Below are 15,636 nucleotides of genomic sequence, written 5' to 3'. Positions count from 1 at the left end.
TGTCTGGATAACCGCGGTGCCTGGATCGCCAGCAAGCCGGCTCCTACACATTTTCTTTTGATCTATCAGCCACAAAAAAACCCCTCTTCCGAGGGGCTCCTTGTACTGCGACTCAGCTAGCCAGCATCAAGTCATCTGAATGATGGTCTGCATGATGGTGCTTTGGGTGGAGATGGTCTTGGCGTTCGCCTGGTAGTTGCTCTGCGCCTTGATCAAATCGACCAGTTCGTTGGTCAGGTTGACGTTGGACTCTTCCAGGGAGTTGGAAACAATTTGGCCCAGGGATCCGGTCTCCGGTGCGTCGTAGCCTGGAATGCCCGATGCGTAGGTTTCCTTCCAGCTGGTACCGCCAACTTGCTGCAAACCTTGCTCGTTGGTGAAACTGGCCAACGAAATCTGGCCGATCGGCTTGGTCTGGCTGTTGCTGAAGTTGGCCAGCAACACACCACTGCCGTCGATGGTCAGGCTGGTGATCTGGCCAGTGGCATAGCCGTTCTGTGCCGGAATCGAACGTGCGGTGTCAGCGTTGAACTGCGTGGTGTTGGCCATCGAAATGGTCACACCGGCCGGGTCAGCGCTTGCACCGTTGGCAGTCCAGACACCACCGGTCACGGAACCTGGAGTCCAGTTGGTGATTTTGAGATCACTGCTGATAATCGGCGCAGGTGTCGGAATGGTTGGCGGAACAGTCGGCGGTACCGGGGTGCTGACCGAAACCAGTTTGCCGCTGGAGTCGAACGTCATGGTCGAAGGGATCGGAGCAGTCACGGCAGGGTCGCTGCCATCCGGGTTGCGACCATCGATCACGGTGTACGTATCCCAAGTATTCGGCCCGGTTTTGACCATGTACTGGTCCATGTCGTGCTTGTTACCCTGGGTATCGAAAACGGGGGTAGTGAACTGCTTGGTATAAGTGGCCGTCTTGCTCGGATCAAACTTGTTGGCCGCAACTGTCTGGTCGATCACATCAGCCGTGGAGTTCAGGTTGATCGTCGACGAAACACTGTTGGTCGCCTTCGGCGCCAGGTTGGAAGTGTCGATTCGCAGGTCGGTCAGCACGCCATTGAGAATCTTGCCATTGGCATCCACACCATAGCCCTGCAAGCGTGCAGTACCGTCAGTGTTGGTGATGTAACCTTCCTTGTCAGTCTTGAAGGTACCGGCACGGGTGTAGGTCAATGCGCCGTTGTTGCTGAGCACGAAGAAACCCGAACCCTGGATACCCATGTCCAGCACGTTGCCGGTGCCGTTCACGTCACCCTGGCTGAACTGTTGGGAAACGTTGGCCAGACGCACGCCGTTACCGATGGTCTTGCTGCCCGTACCCAGCTTGGTTGCCGAATACACGTCTTCGAATTCCGCGCGGGACGATTTGAAACCGGTGGTCGCGACGTTGGCGATGTTGTTGCCGGTCACGTCCAGTTGTTTGTTGGCTGCATAGAGACCGCTAAGGCCGATATTGAAAGACATATTCCACTCCTTTGTGCCGTGCTAGTCGGCTCTATATACCAATGGTTTGCACTTTGGACAGGGCGATGCTGCCCAGCCCGGCCAGGTTGAGCATCAACTCGCCGCCAGTCTGGCTGATGGTCACGCTATTGACGGTCGCTGGCAGGTTGGTGATCAGTGATACGGCTTGACTGTCGATGGTGGTCGTAGCGGCAAAGGTGTAAGTGCCAGGGGCTGCAACTTCACCCGCATCGTTCTTGCCGTCCCAGATGAAGTCGGCGTTGCCCGCGCTCTGCGAGCCCATATCGATGGTGCGTACTACCTTACCGTCCGCGTCGGTGATCTTCAGCGTGGCACTCGGCACCGACGACGGTATTGAGACTGTCCCCTTGAGCGGCTTGGAAGTGTCAACCACCGCCTTGTCGCCAGGAGCAATGACCGTACGACCGACCAGCGACGAGGCCTGCAATGCCTGGGAGGAGTTGTAGTTGCTGGCAATGCCCGTAACGGTATCGTTGAGGGTGGTGATCCCTTCCAGGCTACTGAACTGCGCCAACTGGGCAACGAACTCGCCGTTATCTTGCGGCTCCAGCGGGTTCTGGTTTTTAAGCTGGGTCACCAGCAATTGCAGGAACGCGTCCTTGCCCAGGGCCTTGTTGCCCGTGGCGCTGCTGGCCGCCCCCGCCAGGCCGTCCGTCGTGGTGTTGGTCTTGACCGAGGAATTGGCCAGGATGTCATTGAGGCTCAAACTGCTGGTGGAATCGCTGACACTCATCTGAGTCGCCCCTTATCACTGACCGAGGGTCAGCACTTTCTGCATCATGGTTTTGGCGGTGTTCATCATTTCGGCGTTGGTCTGGAACGAACGGCTCGCGGAAATCATGTCGGCCATTTCTTCCACCACGTTGACGTTCGGGTAGTAGACGTAGCCCTTGGCATCGGCAGCCGGATGGTTAGGCTCGTATCGCGCTTCGAGGTTGCTCTGATCTTCGACGACGCCCATGACCTGCACGCCCTGACCGGCAGCGTCCTGATTCTGGAACAGCGAATCGCTGCCGCCACTCTGGCCACCCTGGAACATGGTGGCAAAAACCGGGTGACGCGCACGGTAGGTCTGGTCGATGCTCGACGAGACTGTCTCGGCGTTGGCAATGTTCGAAGCAACGGTGTTCAAGCGAGTGGTTTGCGCACTCATGCCGCTACCGGCAATGTTGAAAACACTGGATAGAGACATGACTTACTCTCCGCGCAGGGCTGACACCAGCCCTTTGAATTTGCTGTTGAGCAGGGTGAAGCTGGCCTGGAAGCCGACGGCGTTTTCCGCGTAGTTCGACTGTTCCAGTTGGGCGTCCACGGTGTTCTGGTCAATCGACGGTTGCATCGGCGTGCGGTACATCAACGACTCGTCGCCATTGCCCAGGCCTTCGGCTTCGATGTGACGGCTGTTGGTCATGTTCAAAGCGAACGTGCCGTTCTTGGCTTTATCGTTCTGCGCCTCGAGCACTTTCGAGAATTCCAGATCCCGCGCCTTGTAGTTCGGGGTGTCTGCGTTGGCAATGTTGTTGGCCAGGACTTCGGCACGCTGAGCGCGGAAGCCCAGAGCCTTTTCGTGAATGCCGAGCGCTTTATCGAAGCTGATGCTCATGTCGGGAAACCTTCGGGTGACCTGATTTTTCGTACGATGAACATAGCAAGCGTCATGCCAATTCAAAAAAGCCCATAAACCGGGGCTTTGCGGGCAGTGGCAACGCGGCAATGCCAGAAAAGCGGCAACCGGTTTCCGCCTTCTGCCGCTTTTCTGCCGCTAGTGCTTCCCCTACGTAATGCAAAAGTGACGGACAAAAAAAAGGAGCCCATTGGGCTCCTTTTTATGACCGTCGCTTTTGCATCACTTCGCCTGGTAAATAATCCCCGGACTGCACTGGACCATCTGGTAATGATCGGGCAACCCGTTCAGCGCTTCGGAAGCACCGAGGAACAAATAACCACCGGGCTTCAACGTGCTGTGGATACGCAACAGGATGTCCTTCTTCACCTCGGCGGAGAAGTAGATCAGCACGTTGCGGCAGAACACGATGTCGAACTTGCCGAGGCTCGCGTAGCTGTCCAGCAGGTTGAATGAACGAAACTCCACGCGACTCTTGATCGGCGCCTTGATTGCCCAGCGCCCCGGCCCTTTTGGATCAAAGTAACGCTGCAGCCGCTCAGGCGACAGACCACGACCGATGGCCAGGCTGTCGTACTCGCCGGTCTTGCAGTTGTTCAGCATGGTACCGGACAGATCAGTGGCAACAATCTGCACACCCATCTTCAACTGGCCCATATTGACCCGCTCGAACTCGTCGATGGACATCGACAGCGAGTACGGTTCCTGCCCCGACGAACAGGCCGCCGACCAGATCCGCAAACGCTGGCCGGGACTGGCCTTGATCGCCTCGGGCAGCACTTTGTTCTTCAAGACTTCAAATGGATAGGTGTCACGAAACCACAGGGTTTCGTTGGTGGTCATGGCATCCACTACCTGCTCGCGCAAACCGCTGCGTGGCTGGGTCTGCATGCGCTGGACAAGCTCACCCAACGACTTGATGCCTTGCTGTTCCATCAGCTTGTTGAGACGGCTCGACCAGGTACTGCTTGTTTTCACCGAGCAAAATGCCACAGGCTTTTTCCAGGAATACCCGGAACTGTTCGAAATCCAAATTACCCGTAGACAATGCTGCCGCCTCTAAAATCGTGTTGACTGCCAGGGGCCAAACGCCCCTAGTTGATGTCTGCTGCTTTGATCCGGTCGACTACCCGGGATGCCAGGTCATCAGGACGGAATTTGGCAAGGAAGTCATCGGCACCGACCTTCTTGACCATCGCCTGATTGAATACACCCGACAACGAAGTATGCAGGATGATATGAAGCTTTTGCATGCGAGGGTCGTTGCGGATCTCTGCCGTCAGGGTGTACCCGTCCATCTCCGGCATCTCGATGTCGGAGATCATCATCAGGAACTCTTCTTCCGGCTTCTTGCCCTCGTCGACCAGTTTGCGCAAGTAATCCAGCGCTTGCCGGCCGTCGTTCAACGCCACCACTTCGACACCGACCGTTTGCAGGCAACGCGTGACCTGCTTGCGCGCCACTGACGAGTCATCGACCGTCAGCACGCGCAAGGACAGCGCCTTGTGCTGGGTTTCGACATCCACCACGCCAACGGAAATCGCTTCCGGGGTCGGCGCCACTTCCGCCAGCACCTTCTCGACGTCGATGATTTCGACTAACTGATTGTCGACCCGAGTCACAGCCGTCAGGTAGTGATCGCGCCCGGTGCCCTTGGGTGGCGGATGAATTTCTTCCCAGTTCATGTTCACGATGCGTTCAACCGAACGCACCAGAAAACCCTGGGTCTTGGTGTTGTACTCCGTGATGATCACGAAGGGATTGTTCTTGTCCTTTAAAGCACCGGAGCCGGTCGCCATCGCCAGATCCAGGATCGGAATGGTCGCCCCCCGAATATTCGCCACGCCGCACACGACAGGACTGGACTTGGGCATCAGCGTCAATTTCGGGCATTGCAGCACTTCCCGCACCTTGAACACGTTGATCCCATACAGCTGCTGGCCGTCGAGACGGAACAACAACAGCTCAAGGCGATTCTGCCCCACCAGTTGCGTGCGCTGGTTTACCGAATCCATTACACCAGCCATGCCCAGACTCCTACACCAACGCTAAGTGTTGTTGCGACGCACATTCATCACTAAACGGCACGGCGCTTGCTTTTTATCTCTTTATGAACACAGAACCGACATTTTCCCGACGCCTGACCACGACCTACCGCAAATGCCTCGGCGTGTTGGCGGCTGTGTGCCTGTTCAACGCTGGCAGCCCTGCCCTTGCTGACGCGGTTACCTTGCCTGACATGCTTATCGGCGTCACCCAAGGCTTTCTTGAATTCACCGTAGAGGACTATCTGGCCAACAGTCAAACGGAAGGTCGCTATGAAATCCAGGTCAACCAGCTGGATCCACGCATGCACATGCCAATGTGCGACAAGGAATTGACAGCCACGCTGGAGAGTCCGGCGAAGCCATTGGGGCGTGTGACAGTCAAGGTTCGCTGTGAGGGTACGTCCCCGTGGACGGTCTTCGTACCCGCTCAAGTGCGCCTGTTTCGTGATGTCGTGACCACCGCCCGACCGCTGCGGCGATCGGGCATCGTCGAGCCTGATGATGTCGTTCTGCGTGAGCGCGATATCAGCCTGATCAGCCAGGGCTACCTGACCTCCGTGGATCAGGCGATCGGGCAAAGAATTACCCGACCAATGGTCGCCGATCAGGTGATTACCCTGGTCAATCTCGAACAGGCGGAAGTGATCCGCAAGGGGGATCAGGTAGTGATCACCGCCCGCAGTGGTACGCTCAGCGTGCGTATGCCGGGCGAAGCGCTGGCCAACGGCGGCATGAGCGAACAGATCCGGGTCAAAAACCTCAACTCCAAGCGGGTCATCAAGGCGCAAGTTACCGCGCCGGGCCAGGTGGAAGTGTCCATGTAGGGTCTCTTTTGGTGAAGCTGTGGCGCTGACCGAGGCTGTTCCCTAAACTGTGTCCCATGCCGTGCAAACGCTGACGCGCGCACGCTCATTGATAAATGAGCCTAAAGTTTTTCAGGGAAGGGCCGAAAACATGGCAAGCGTCCAAATTCCCAGAGGTTTTTATCATGGTCATTGATTTCAGCCGTTTGAACAGCTCCTCGTCACTTACAGGCAGTACACGTACCAGCGCCACCAAGGACACTGCCGAATCCGGCAAACCCGCGCCGCTGAATACCCCGGCCGAACAGGCTGGTACCGTCAAAAGCGGGGAATCGGTACATCTCAGCAATGAGGCTCAACAGTTGCAAAAGGTCACTGATACGCTGCGCGATCAGCCTGTCGTCGATAACGCCCGCGTGGCCGAATTGAAAGCAGCGATTGCCGATGGCAGCTATAAAGTCGACAGCAACCGTGTAGCCAGCAAACTGCTCAACTTCGAAGCCCAGCGCTAGGCCACGGCCGGCGCCAGGCTTTTGGACGCTTAAAACCCAAGGCCAGCCATGCACGACACTAATTTACTGCAATTGATCACCGACGACTTCGCTCCAGCGCAACACTTGCTGGAGCTGCTGCAGACCGAGTCCCTCGCGCTGCATGGTCGTGACATGCCTCTGCTTGAAGACGTTCTCGCGCAGAAACAGGCGCTGATCATTCTGCTCGAACAGCATGGCCGCAAGCGCAGTGAAATCCTTGCCAGCCTCAACCTGCCGACCAACCGCAGCGGCCTGGAGCAACTGGCAAGCCAGTCGAGCATTGGCGAGACGTTGCTGGCGCAAAGCGATGTGCTGACCGACCTCCTGGCCCAGTGTCAGACCACCAACGCCAGCAACGGCCAGTCAATCCTGGTGCAGCAAGCCGCCACGGCTACCCAGCTGAAGATACTCACCGGCGGTGAACCTCCTGCGCTCTACGATGCCAGCGGATCATTCTCCAAACTTGTAAAGCCGCGCCCGCTCAGTCAGGCTTAAGCCGGTTGATGCCCCCCCTCTATCAAGACGCGAGACATGCTGGCAATATGCTGGCTCGCCGTAGTCAAATTTTGTCTGGAGATTGATTAACCGTGTCCAATGCCTTAAGTGCGGAAGATTCTCCGCAGCCACCCAAGGTGCTCAGCACGCCTCTGGAAATCTCCAGCAACCTGCGCCAGTTACACGAAAGTCATGACCCGCTAATCATCACCTTCCACGAGCGTAGCCAGCGCTTCCAGACCTATCTTGTGGCTGTTGACCGTGACAGCAACATGATTGCCCTGGACGAAATGATTCCGCGTGACGGCGAACGCTACTTGATGGCCGGCGAACCGTTCAAGATCGAAGGCTTCCACGAAGGCGTACGAATCGCCTGGGAAAGCAACGGCCCGCTGACCGTCGATGAATCCAGTGGTACTCGCTGCTACCGCGGCACCCTGCCCGACGAGGTGGTCTACCACCAACGTCGCAATGCGTTCCGCGCTGCGTTGAAATTGGCGCAACTGGTTAACGTCGATCTGGATGGCGAAAAGCTCAAGGCGCCTATCAGTGGCAAGCTGTTGGATATTTCCGCCACCGGCTGCAAATTGCGTTTCGACGGTGATATCACAGGCAGTCTGCAGCTGGGCCAGGTTTACGACCGCTTCATGGCCGCCCTGCCTTTCGGCAACATGACGGCGCCGGTCGAACTGCGTTATCTGCACTTTGAAGAAAAAATCTCCACCACCTTTGCCGGTGTCCGCTTCCACAACATGAGCGGGCTGGTTCAGCGCCAGGTCGAGCGATTCGTCTATCAGTTGCAACGCGAAGCACGGCGCTTCGACAAAGACGATCTCTGATACAACGGCAAAAAAACGGGCAGTCCCTTGCGGTGACTGCCCGTTTTTTATGCCCGGATTTAAGGCCGGGCTTCAGTGAAGCTTTGCTCGCGACCACCGTCAGGGTCTTTTGGTTGAGGATCGGTTTCAGGCTCGGCTTCCGGCTCAGGAGTCGACTCCGGACTGACCGGATTCTGCATCTGATCCTGTACCACCTGCTCATCGACCCGTGGATCAAGGCATGCCACCAGCGGCGAGCTCGACATACTGTCCGGCATGGCCACGTGATGCAGCGGCGCATCGTCCACCTGATGCAAATTGGTCACCGCTTTCGGGCGAATACGCCACACCAGCACCAAAGCGAAGAAGCTGAAAAATGCATAGAGCATCTGGCTGCCGAACAACTTCATCAGCACGCCAGCAGCCAGCGGCCCGATACTGGCACCTACGCCATAGGTCACTAGCAACATCGCTGTCAGTGACACCCGGCGATCAGCTTCGACGTGGTCATTGGAGAACGCCACGGCCAGCGGATAGAGGCAGAACTTCACCAGCGAGCAAAGGAACCCGGCGATGAACAACACTTCCAGCGGCACTTGCTTCAAGATCGCCAATGGCAACGCGGCAAGGGCCAGTATCAGCGCAAAACAGCGGATCAACAGCGCCCGATCATAACGGTCGGACAGCCAGCCCAACGGCCACTGCACCAGCAGTCCCGCAAAAATGCAGCTACCCATGAACAAGCCGACCTGCTCTGTGGACAGCCCTTGCTGCGAGGCATACAACGGTGCCAGACCGTAGAACGAACCGATGATCAGACCCGCGCCCAGCACAGTGCTCAACGACTGCGGCACGCGCTTGATGAAGAACCGCGGCTCCATTGGCGCCGGGTGCAACGGCGCCGGGTGAATGCGGCGGGTTAACGCGACAGGCACCAGACACAGCGCAAAGCACAGCGCGACCAGCATCAACAATTCCAGGCCCAGCCCCGGATGCATGACCAGAATCAACTGACCCAGCACCAAGCCGAGGTACGAGGCGATCATGTAGCCGCTGAACACCGTGCCGCGTTGCGAGGCTTCGGCTTGTTCATTGAGCCAGCTCTCGATGACCATGTACTGACACATCATGCCGAGGCCGACGATAACCCGCAGAAATAGCCAGGCCGGCAACCAGTCCACCAGCCCATGGCCGAGTACCGCCGCGCCGACAATCCCGGCGCAGGCAGAATAGGCCCGTATATGCCCCACGCGGGCAATCAGGCGATGGCCGATCTTTCCACCCAACACCAGGCCGAAATAGTTGGCTGCCATCAACGCACCGACCCACAAACTGTCGACATGATCAGCCGCCAGGCGCAAGCCCAGGTAGGTACTCAGCAAGCCGGAGCCGATCAACATCATCAGCGAGGCAAAATATAGCGCTCGAAAAGGTTTCCAGATTTGGCGCATCGGCGTTCCGAGCGGCTCCTTGCAGTAAGAATCGGACTATCCGAAAAGATAGCCCGGTATAGATGGTGCGTCAGGCCTGGGCTGCTAGAACACGCCGTTCCCAGGGAGTAATTTCATCATAGAAACTGGTCAACTCCATGGCCTTCGAAGCGATGTAGCCTTCGATGAACTCCTTGCCAAACAGTTCCTTCGCCAATTGGCTACGTTTCAGACGCTCAAGTGCGGCATGCAAGGTACAGGGTAACGAAAGATTGTCCGGCACTGCGAATTCACCCTGAATCGGCTCGCTCGGCTCCAGTCGGTGCTCAATGCCATGCAACCCTGCGGCCAGACTCGCCGCGATTGCCAGATACGGATTGGCATCAGCACCCGGCAACCGATTTTCGACCCGACGAGCGACCGGTGCGCTGGCGGGAATGCGCAACCCTGCTGCACGGTTGTCGTGGGACCAGCAGGCATTATTCGGTGATGCGAAGGGGTGGCACAAGCGCTGATACGAGTTCACGTTCGGCGCAAACAACGCAGTGAAGTCCGCCATCGCGGCCTGCTGGCCGGCTATGAAATGACGGAAGGTTGCCGTCGCTTGACCGGCTTCGTCGCTAAATACATTTTGCCCGGAGCCAATATCGACGATGCTCTGATGAATATGCATCGAACTGCCAGGCGTATGCGCCAAAGGCTTGGCCATGCAAACGACGATCAGTCCATGCTTGAGCGCAATTTCTTTCAGCAAATGTTTGAACAGAAATGTCTGGTCGGCCAGCAGCAGCGGATCGCCGTGCAGCAAGTTGATCTCGAACTGACTGACACCCATTTCGTGCATAAAGGTATCGCGAGGCACGCCCAGTGCAGCCATGGCTTCATAGACCTCACTGAAAAAGGGCCGCAAACCGTTATTGGAACTGACACTGAACGCCGAATGCCCCTCTTCGCGACGGCCATCGAGGCCCAATGGGGGCTGGAAGGGTTGGGTCGGGTCGGTGTTGGGGGCGAAGACGAAGAACTCCACTTCAGTCGCCACTACTGGCGCCAAGCCAAGGGCCGCGTACCGTGCGATGACTGATTTGAGCTGGCCGCGAGTAGAGAGGCTGGAGCTTGCACCGCTCAACTCATCCGCATCGCAAATGGCGAATGCGCGCGGTTTCTTGCTCCAGGGCAAGCGGTGGATCTGCGCAGGGTCTGGAACGAGCGCCAGGTCGCCATCATCGCTACCGTAGAAACGCGCCGGCGGGTATCCGCCCATGATGCATTGCAGCAGCACACCCCGCGCCATCTGCAGACGCCGCCCCTCAAGGAAACCTTCGGCGGTCATCACCTTGCCCCGAGGTACGCCATTCAAGTCCGGCGTGACACATTCAATCTCATCAATGCCCGTCAATCGCTGAGCGAGTGAACTCAGGCCATCGGTTGTCATGACGCAATCCTTGTTGTTGTTCGGGCCGCGAACGGCGACCCGTACAAAATAGGCTCCGCCTGTTCAGAATATCAAGCAGGCTGCAAACAAAATGTGGGAGCCGCCAAAGGCTGCGATCTTTTGGGTTGGATTTTTCAGGGCAGGTAGAGACTGAAGACGCCGCCTCCCAACGGTCCGCCGTTGCTGATTTCGGTGCGCCCGCCGACACCATTACGCTGATGCAACGCCGCAATCCGCCCCGCAAAATACAGACCCAACCCCGTACTGCCGCTGCTTTGATTGATGCCTTGCACGTATTCGGCCTGACGCTCGATCATCTCGGGTGGATATCCTTCGCCATCGTCGTTGATGGTCATCACCAGTTGCCCGGCCTCATCACTGACGCTAATCAACACCGCATGACGCGCAAAACGAATGGCATTGTTGATGCTATTGGCCAGCACCGAAGCGACTAACTCACGATCGAAGAACCCCAGCGGACTCAGCGGATCGACTTCATAGGTCGCGGCAATATCGCGGCTGGCGAAGACATCCTGATGACACGCCAATTGTGCTTCGATGAAATCATCGAGTTCATGGTAGGCCGGCTGCAAGGGCAACTGGTTGACACCCAGCTTGTAAAGGCCCAGCAACTGCACCAACATTCCGTTTAAGTGAGCGAACTCGTACTCGATTACGCCTTGCTCCGGGGTGGCGCGCGCAGGAGTTGGCAGGCTCGCCAACCATTGGCTATGGGCCTGCATGAGCATGGCCAAAGAATTCTTCATGTCGTGTACGGTGGAAGCAATCACCGTTGAGAAATCCAGTGCCGGTTGGTGGTCATTCATTCGCCGAACGCCTTGCTCTTAAGTTTTTGATAACGCGAATATCGTGCGTCGGTGTCAGGCATCATTCCGACCATTTTCAGGCACGTTCTGCATTCTTCGAGCTCGGGCGATTGCACACTGGTATCGGTGCCATGCAAGAGTGCCTGCGCCATGTTCAACGCGATACTGATGTTCTTCGGCTGCAACGCCAGGGCTTTGCGGAACACATCCCGCGCCTCAACGAGGTTACCGGTCTTGTACACCCGAACACCTTGACGGTTGAGGTCAGCAGCAGCATTGCTCGATTTGAGAATCGTTGGATCATCGGTAAGCTTGGCGATGTCTTTCATGACCGCCGGATCGTCACCATAGATTTCTGCACAGTTCTTAAGCATCGAGGCGCCCGCCTCCGACTTGCCGAGCATTTGCAGTTGCTTGGCAACCAATAGCGCCGCTTCTGCACTCATGAACTGTTCCATGCCGTCGAGACGCATCATGGCTTGCTCGGTGAGTTTTTCGGCTGTTTCGCCGTCGTTAAGCAACAGACTGGTGGCTTTCATCAGCCGCGCTCGAATTTGCAGACCAGGATCAGTGGGGTTTTCCTTGGCTACTGCGCTCAGTGTCGTATTGATTTCGAGTCGAGTCCGGTTATCCAGACCTCTTTCGCTCCCCTTGCTGATCAAGGCGTGGGCCAGCCCGAGGTTGCTTTCTGCGTCCTTGAACCGTGACTGAGCACCTTGCGACACTGCCTGACGGTAGGCTTTCGAAGCTGTGTCAAAATCCTCGTTGGTCATCGCCAATTTACCCAGCAACGCTTGCCGACGCACGGCCAGTGGCGAAAGACGAATAGCTTCCTCCAATACACTTTGGGCAGCCTTTGTGTCCCCTTCGGCGACCAGCACATCAGCCATGCCGTCATAGAGCGCCGGCATCAGCGGAAATACTTTCAGGGCTTTTTCATAGATCCCCTTGGCCTGACTGACTTGACCACGCTTGAATAGCAACTGGCCAAGTCCGGCAAATGCCCACGGTAGAGGCCGATCGGCAATGATGCTGTCGTATAGGCGTTCTAAAGCTTCATTTTGATTAAGGTCACGCAGGGCATCTGCTCGATAACGCAGGCACAACGGCGAATAGCGGATATCTTGCTTGCACAGTGCAATGCAGGCATTAAGCACTTCAACAGGTTTGCCCCGGTCAAGCGCCTGCAGTATTGGTTTGAGCAAGGTCTTGCGCTGCACCAGACGTTCCAGGCGCTGAGCCAGACCGGAACGATTGAAAGGCTTGGTCAGGTAGGCGTCCGGTTCGTGCTCGAGAGCGCTGAGCACCATCGCCTGACTGGTTTCAGCAGTGACCATGACGAATACACTTTCGTGGCTGATCAGTTTCTCGATCATCAAATCTTCGAGTACCTGCTGACCGTTCTTCTTGCCATCGCCCAGATGGAAATCCTGCAGGATGAAGTCGTAGGATTTCTGCGAACACATTTTCAGCGCCTGTTCGCCCGTGTCCGCGGTATCCACATCCTTTACGCCCAGCTCCCGCAACATGGACCTTACCGAACTACGGAAATCCGAAAAATCATCGACGATCAGAAAACTCTTTTGGTGGTACGACAGCATCGAAGATTTCCAGGCAATTTAAGAAGAAGAACTGAAGGCAATCAATAAACAAAATCAGCTACACCCGCCTATTCCGGCGCGCAGATGATAGCTAGTAGCCATAAGCTATCAAGCGATTTCTCTTAAACTGCAACTGCCAAAGGAAGCTATGAGAAGTGAAGATCGCTGTACCAAATGGTTATCGGCCGGTGATAGCGTTCTCTTGAAGCATTAGGCGCGCATTCGCACCGTACGTATTGAGAAGTCTGGAGAAGTGATGGGGGGAATCTAGAGCTGTTGTTCAATCCACTTTCCTGCGGACAAAACAAAACCCCAACTGCTTTCGCAATTGGGGTTTCGGAATTTAATCTTGACGATGACCTACTCTCACATGGGGAAACCCCACACTACCATCGGCGATGCATCGTTTCACTGCTGAGTTCGGGATGGGATCAGGTGGTTCCAATGCTCTATGGTCGTCAAGAAATTCGGGTACTGAGTCGTGACCAGATGGCCTCGCTTCAGCAAATTGGGTATGTGACAGCTTTCGGTGTTTTGTAAGCGTCGAACTTTCGGTTCGTTTCGTCTTCACACACCGCAATCTGGTCTCGTTCGTCTTTTCAACGAGGAGGATCAAATTGCTTGGGTGTTATATGGTCAAGCCTCACGGGCAATTAGTATTGGTTAGCTCAACGCCTCACAGCGCTTACACACCCAACCTATCAACGTCGTAGTCTTCGACGGCCCTTCAGGGGACTCAAGGTCCCAGTGAGATCTCATCTTGAGGCTAGTTTCCCGCTTAGATGCTTTCAGCGGTTATCTATTCCGAACATAGCTACCCGGCAATGCCACTGGCGTGACAACCGGAACACCAGAGGTTCGTCCACTCCGGTCCTCTCGTACTAGGAGCAGCCCCTCTCAAATCTCAAACGTCCACGGCAGATAGGGACCGAACTGTCTCACGACGTTCTAAACCCAGCTCGCGTACCACTTTAAATGGCGAACAGCCATACCCTTGGGACCGGCTTCAGCCCCAGGATGTGATGAGCCGACATCGAGGTGCCAAACACCGCCGTCGATATGAACTCTTGGGCGGTATCAGCCTGTTATCCCCGGAGTACCTTTTATCCGTTGAGCGATGGCCCTTCCATACAGAACCACCGGATCACTAAGACCTACTTTCGTACCTGCTCGACGTGTCTGTCTCGCAGTCAAGCGCGCTTTTGCCTTTATACTCTACGACCGATTTCCGACCGGTCTGAGCGCACCTTCGTACTCCTCCGTTACTCTTTAGGAGGAGACCGCCCCAGTCAAACTACCCACCATACACTGTCCTCGATCCGGATAACGGACCTGAGTTAGAACCTCAAAGTTGCCAGGGTGGTATTTCAAGGATGGCTCCACGCGAACTGGCGTCCACGCTTCAAAGCCTCCCACCTATCCTACACAAGCAAATTCAAAGTCCAGTGCAAAGCTATAGTAAAGGTTCACGGGGTCTTTCCGTCTAGCCGCGGATACACTGCATCTTCACAGCGATTTCAATTTCACTGAGTCTCGGGTGGAGACAGCGCCGCCATCGTTACGCCATTCGTGCAGGTCGGAACTTACCCGACAAGGAATTTCGCTACCTTAGGACCGTTATAGTTACGGCCGCCGTTTACCGGGGCTTCGATCAAGAGCTTCGCGTTAGCTAACCCCATCAATTAACCTTCCGGCACCGGGCAGGCGTCACACCCTATACGTCCACTTTCGTGTTTGCAGAGTGCTGTGTTTTTAATAAACAGTCGCAGCGGCCTGGTATCTTCGACCGGCGTGGGCTTACGCAGTAAATGCTTCACCCTCACCGGCGCACCTTCTCCCGAAGTTACGGTGCCATTTTGCCTAGTTCCTTCACCCGAGTTCTCTCAAGCGCCTTGGTATTCTCTACCCAACCACCTGTGTCGGTTTGGGGTACGGTTCCTGGTTACCTGAAGCTTAGAAGCTTTTCTTGGAAGCATGGCATCAACCACTTCGTCACCCAAAGGGTAACTCGTCATCAGCTCTCGGCCTTAGAATCCCGGATTTACCTAAGATTCCAGCCTACCACCTTAAACTTGGACAACCAACGCCAAGCTGGCCTAGCCTTCTCCGTCCCTCCATCGCAATAACCAGAAGTACAGGAATATTAACCTGTTTTCCATCGACTACGCTTTTCAGCCTCGCCTTAGGGACCGACTAACCCTGCGTCGATTAACGTTGCGCAGGAAACCTTGGTCTTTCGGCGTGGGTGTTTTTCACACCCATTGTCGTTACTCATGTCAGCATTCGCACTTCTGATACCTCCAGCAAGCTTCTCAACTCACCTTCACAGGCTTACAGAACGCTCCTCTACCGCATCACCTAAGTGATACCCGTAGCTTCGGTGTATGGTTTGAGCCCCGTTACATCTTCCGCGCAGGCCGACTCGACTAGTGAGCTATTACGCTTTCTTTAAAGGGTGGCTGCTTCTAAGCCAACCTCCTAGCTGTCTAAGCCTTCCCACATCGTTTCCCACTTAACCATAACTTTGGGAC

At 56.0% G+C, this 15,636-nt stretch carries 13 protein-coding genes, 2 rRNA genes and 1 pseudogene (1 of these 16 only partly in view); 4 read left to right on the top strand and 12 right to left on the bottom strand.

The annotated features are described in order from the left end of the window. Positions 1-126: 126 nt before the first annotated feature. From flgE to ABVN21_RS02325, 6 genes and pseudogenes are all read right to left on the bottom strand, one after another. Positions 127-1,470, bottom strand: coding sequence for a flagellar hook protein FlgE (flgE, locus tag ABVN21_RS02350; RefSeq protein WP_339556461.1), 1,344 nt, complete (start codon positions 1,468-1,470; stop codon positions 127-129). Positions 1,471-1,501: 31 nt separating this feature from the next. Next, on the bottom strand, positions 1,502-2,224 hold the full coding sequence (gene flgD, locus ABVN21_RS02345; RefSeq protein WP_339556460.1) for a flagellar hook assembly protein FlgD: 723 nt from the start codon (positions 2,222-2,224) through the stop codon (positions 1,502-1,504). A gap of 15 nt (positions 2,225-2,239) precedes the next feature. Further along, the gene (flgC, locus tag ABVN21_RS02340) at positions 2,240-2,683 is read right to left on the bottom strand and encodes a flagellar basal body rod protein FlgC (protein ID WP_034146132.1); all 444 of its coding nucleotides are present in this window, start codon (positions 2,681-2,683) and stop codon (positions 2,240-2,242) included. Between the two features lie 3 nt (positions 2,684-2,686). Then, positions 2,687-3,094 (bottom strand): flagellar basal body rod protein FlgB, encoded by a 408-nt coding sequence (gene flgB / locus ABVN21_RS02335; RefSeq protein ID WP_034146131.1) that lies wholly within the window; start codon positions 3,092-3,094, stop codon positions 2,687-2,689. Positions 3,095-3,337: 243 nt separating this feature from the next. Next, positions 3,338-4,163, bottom strand: a pseudogene (gene cheR / locus ABVN21_RS02330) (protein-glutamate O-methyltransferase CheR). Between the two features lie 46 nt (positions 4,164-4,209). Continuing rightward, positions 4,210-5,142 carry a chemotaxis protein CheV gene (locus tag ABVN21_RS02325; RefSeq protein WP_034146130.1) on the bottom strand — a complete coding sequence of 311 codons (933 nt, stop codon included), beginning with the start codon at positions 5,140-5,142 and terminating at the stop codon, positions 4,210-4,212. A gap of 83 nt (positions 5,143-5,225) precedes the next feature. Between ABVN21_RS02325 and flgA the strand changes: the two genes are divergently transcribed. The 4 genes from flgA (at position 5,226) to ABVN21_RS02305 (ending at position 7,833) form a co-directional block, all read left to right on the top strand. After that, the gene (gene flgA, locus ABVN21_RS02320; protein WP_339556458.1) at positions 5,226-5,987 is read left to right on the top strand and encodes a flagellar basal body P-ring formation chaperone FlgA; all 762 of its coding nucleotides are present in this window, start codon (positions 5,226-5,228) and stop codon (positions 5,985-5,987) included. Between the two features lie 164 nt (positions 5,988-6,151). Further along, positions 6,152-6,478, top strand: coding sequence for a flagellar biosynthesis anti-sigma factor FlgM (flgM, locus tag ABVN21_RS02315; RefSeq protein WP_339556457.1), 327 nt, complete (start codon positions 6,152-6,154; stop codon positions 6,476-6,478). Between the two features lie 48 nt (positions 6,479-6,526). Next, positions 6,527-6,994, top strand: coding sequence for a flagellar protein FlgN (locus ABVN21_RS02310; protein WP_339556456.1), 468 nt, complete (start codon positions 6,527-6,529; stop codon positions 6,992-6,994). A 92-nt stretch (positions 6,995-7,086) separates the two neighbouring features. Then, positions 7,087-7,833 (top strand): flagellar regulator YcgR PilZN domain-containing protein, encoded by a 747-nt coding sequence (locus ABVN21_RS02305; RefSeq protein ID WP_339556455.1) that lies wholly within the window; start codon positions 7,087-7,089, stop codon positions 7,831-7,833. 59 nt (positions 7,834-7,892) lie between these two features. Here ABVN21_RS02305 and ABVN21_RS02300 read toward each other — a convergent pair whose 3' ends face one another. From ABVN21_RS02300 to ABVN21_RS02275, 6 genes are all read right to left on the bottom strand, one after another. Continuing rightward, the gene (locus ABVN21_RS02300; RefSeq protein WP_339556454.1) at positions 7,893-9,263 is read right to left on the bottom strand and encodes an MFS transporter; all 1,371 of its coding nucleotides are present in this window, start codon (positions 9,261-9,263) and stop codon (positions 7,893-7,895) included. 70 nt (positions 9,264-9,333) lie between these two features. After that, positions 9,334-10,575: a glutamine synthetase family protein gene (locus ABVN21_RS02295; RefSeq protein ID WP_339556489.1), complete on the bottom strand. Its 1,242-nt coding sequence runs from the start codon at positions 10,573-10,575 to the stop codon at positions 9,334-9,336. Between the two features lie 236 nt (positions 10,576-10,811). Continuing rightward, positions 10,812-11,504: a HAMP domain-containing sensor histidine kinase gene (locus ABVN21_RS02290; RefSeq protein WP_339556453.1), complete on the bottom strand. Its 693-nt coding sequence runs from the start codon at positions 11,502-11,504 to the stop codon at positions 10,812-10,814. Beyond that, positions 11,501-13,105, bottom strand: a complete 1,605-nt coding sequence (locus tag ABVN21_RS02285) for a response regulator (protein WP_339556452.1) — start codon at positions 13,103-13,105, stop codon at positions 11,501-11,503. The genes ABVN21_RS02290 and ABVN21_RS02285 overlap by 4 nt, the downstream gene beginning before the upstream one ends. A gap of 347 nt (positions 13,106-13,452) precedes the next feature. Continuing rightward, positions 13,453-13,568, bottom strand: a 5S ribosomal RNA gene (rrf, locus tag ABVN21_RS02280). Positions 13,569-13,737: 169 nt separating this feature from the next. After that, a 23S ribosomal RNA gene (locus tag ABVN21_RS02275) occupies positions 13,738-15,636 on the bottom strand; it runs 993 nt beyond the window's last position.

It is taken from the genome of Pseudomonas sp. MYb327, from assembly GCF_040438925.1.
Classification (GTDB): domain Bacteria; phylum Pseudomonadota; class Gammaproteobacteria; order Pseudomonadales; family Pseudomonadaceae; genus Aquipseudomonas.
The sequence above is the reverse complement of the archived record's forward strand: the minus strand, read 5'-3'. Positions and strand labels throughout refer to the sequence as shown.

What these genes read in the sequence shown, in the direction of transcription:
- flgA (WP_339556458.1), top strand. Translation starts at nt 5,226, where the DNA reads ATGAACACAGAACCGACATTTTCCCGACGCCTGACCACGACCTACCGC.
- ABVN21_RS02300 (WP_339556454.1), bottom strand. Translation starts at nt 9,263, where the DNA reads ATGCGCCAAATCTGGAAACCTTTTCGAGCGCTATATTTTGCCTCGCTG.
- ABVN21_RS02285 (WP_339556452.1), bottom strand. Translation starts at nt 13,105, where the DNA reads ATGCTGTCGTACCACCAAAAGAGTTTTCTGATCGTCGATGATTTTTCG.
- ABVN21_RS02325 (WP_034146130.1), bottom strand. Translation starts at nt 5,142, where the DNA reads ATGGCTGGTGTAATGGATTCGGTAAACCAGCGCACGCAACTGGTGGGG.
- ABVN21_RS02295 (WP_339556489.1), bottom strand. Translation starts at nt 10,575, where the DNA reads ATGACCGCCGAAGGTTTCCTTGAGGGGCGGCGTCTGCAGATGGCGCGG.
- flgC (WP_034146132.1), bottom strand. Translation starts at nt 2,683, where the DNA reads ATGTCTCTATCCAGTGTTTTCAACATTGCCGGTAGCGGCATGAGTGCG.
- flgD (WP_339556460.1), bottom strand. Translation starts at nt 2,224, where the DNA reads ATGAGTGTCAGCGATTCCACCAGCAGTTTGAGCCTCAATGACATCCTG.
- ABVN21_RS02290 (WP_339556453.1), bottom strand. Translation starts at nt 11,504, where the DNA reads ATGAATGACCACCAACCGGCACTGGATTTCTCAACGGTGATTGCTTCC.
- flgB (WP_034146131.1), bottom strand. Translation starts at nt 3,094, where the DNA reads ATGAGCATCAGCTTCGATAAAGCGCTCGGCATTCACGAAAAGGCTCTG.
- flgE (WP_339556461.1), bottom strand. Translation starts at nt 1,470, where the DNA reads ATGTCTTTCAATATCGGCCTTAGCGGTCTCTATGCAGCCAACAAACAA.
- flgM (WP_339556457.1), top strand. Translation starts at nt 6,152, where the DNA reads ATGGTCATTGATTTCAGCCGTTTGAACAGCTCCTCGTCACTTACAGGC.
- ABVN21_RS02310 (WP_339556456.1), top strand. Translation starts at nt 6,527, where the DNA reads ATGCACGACACTAATTTACTGCAATTGATCACCGACGACTTCGCTCCA.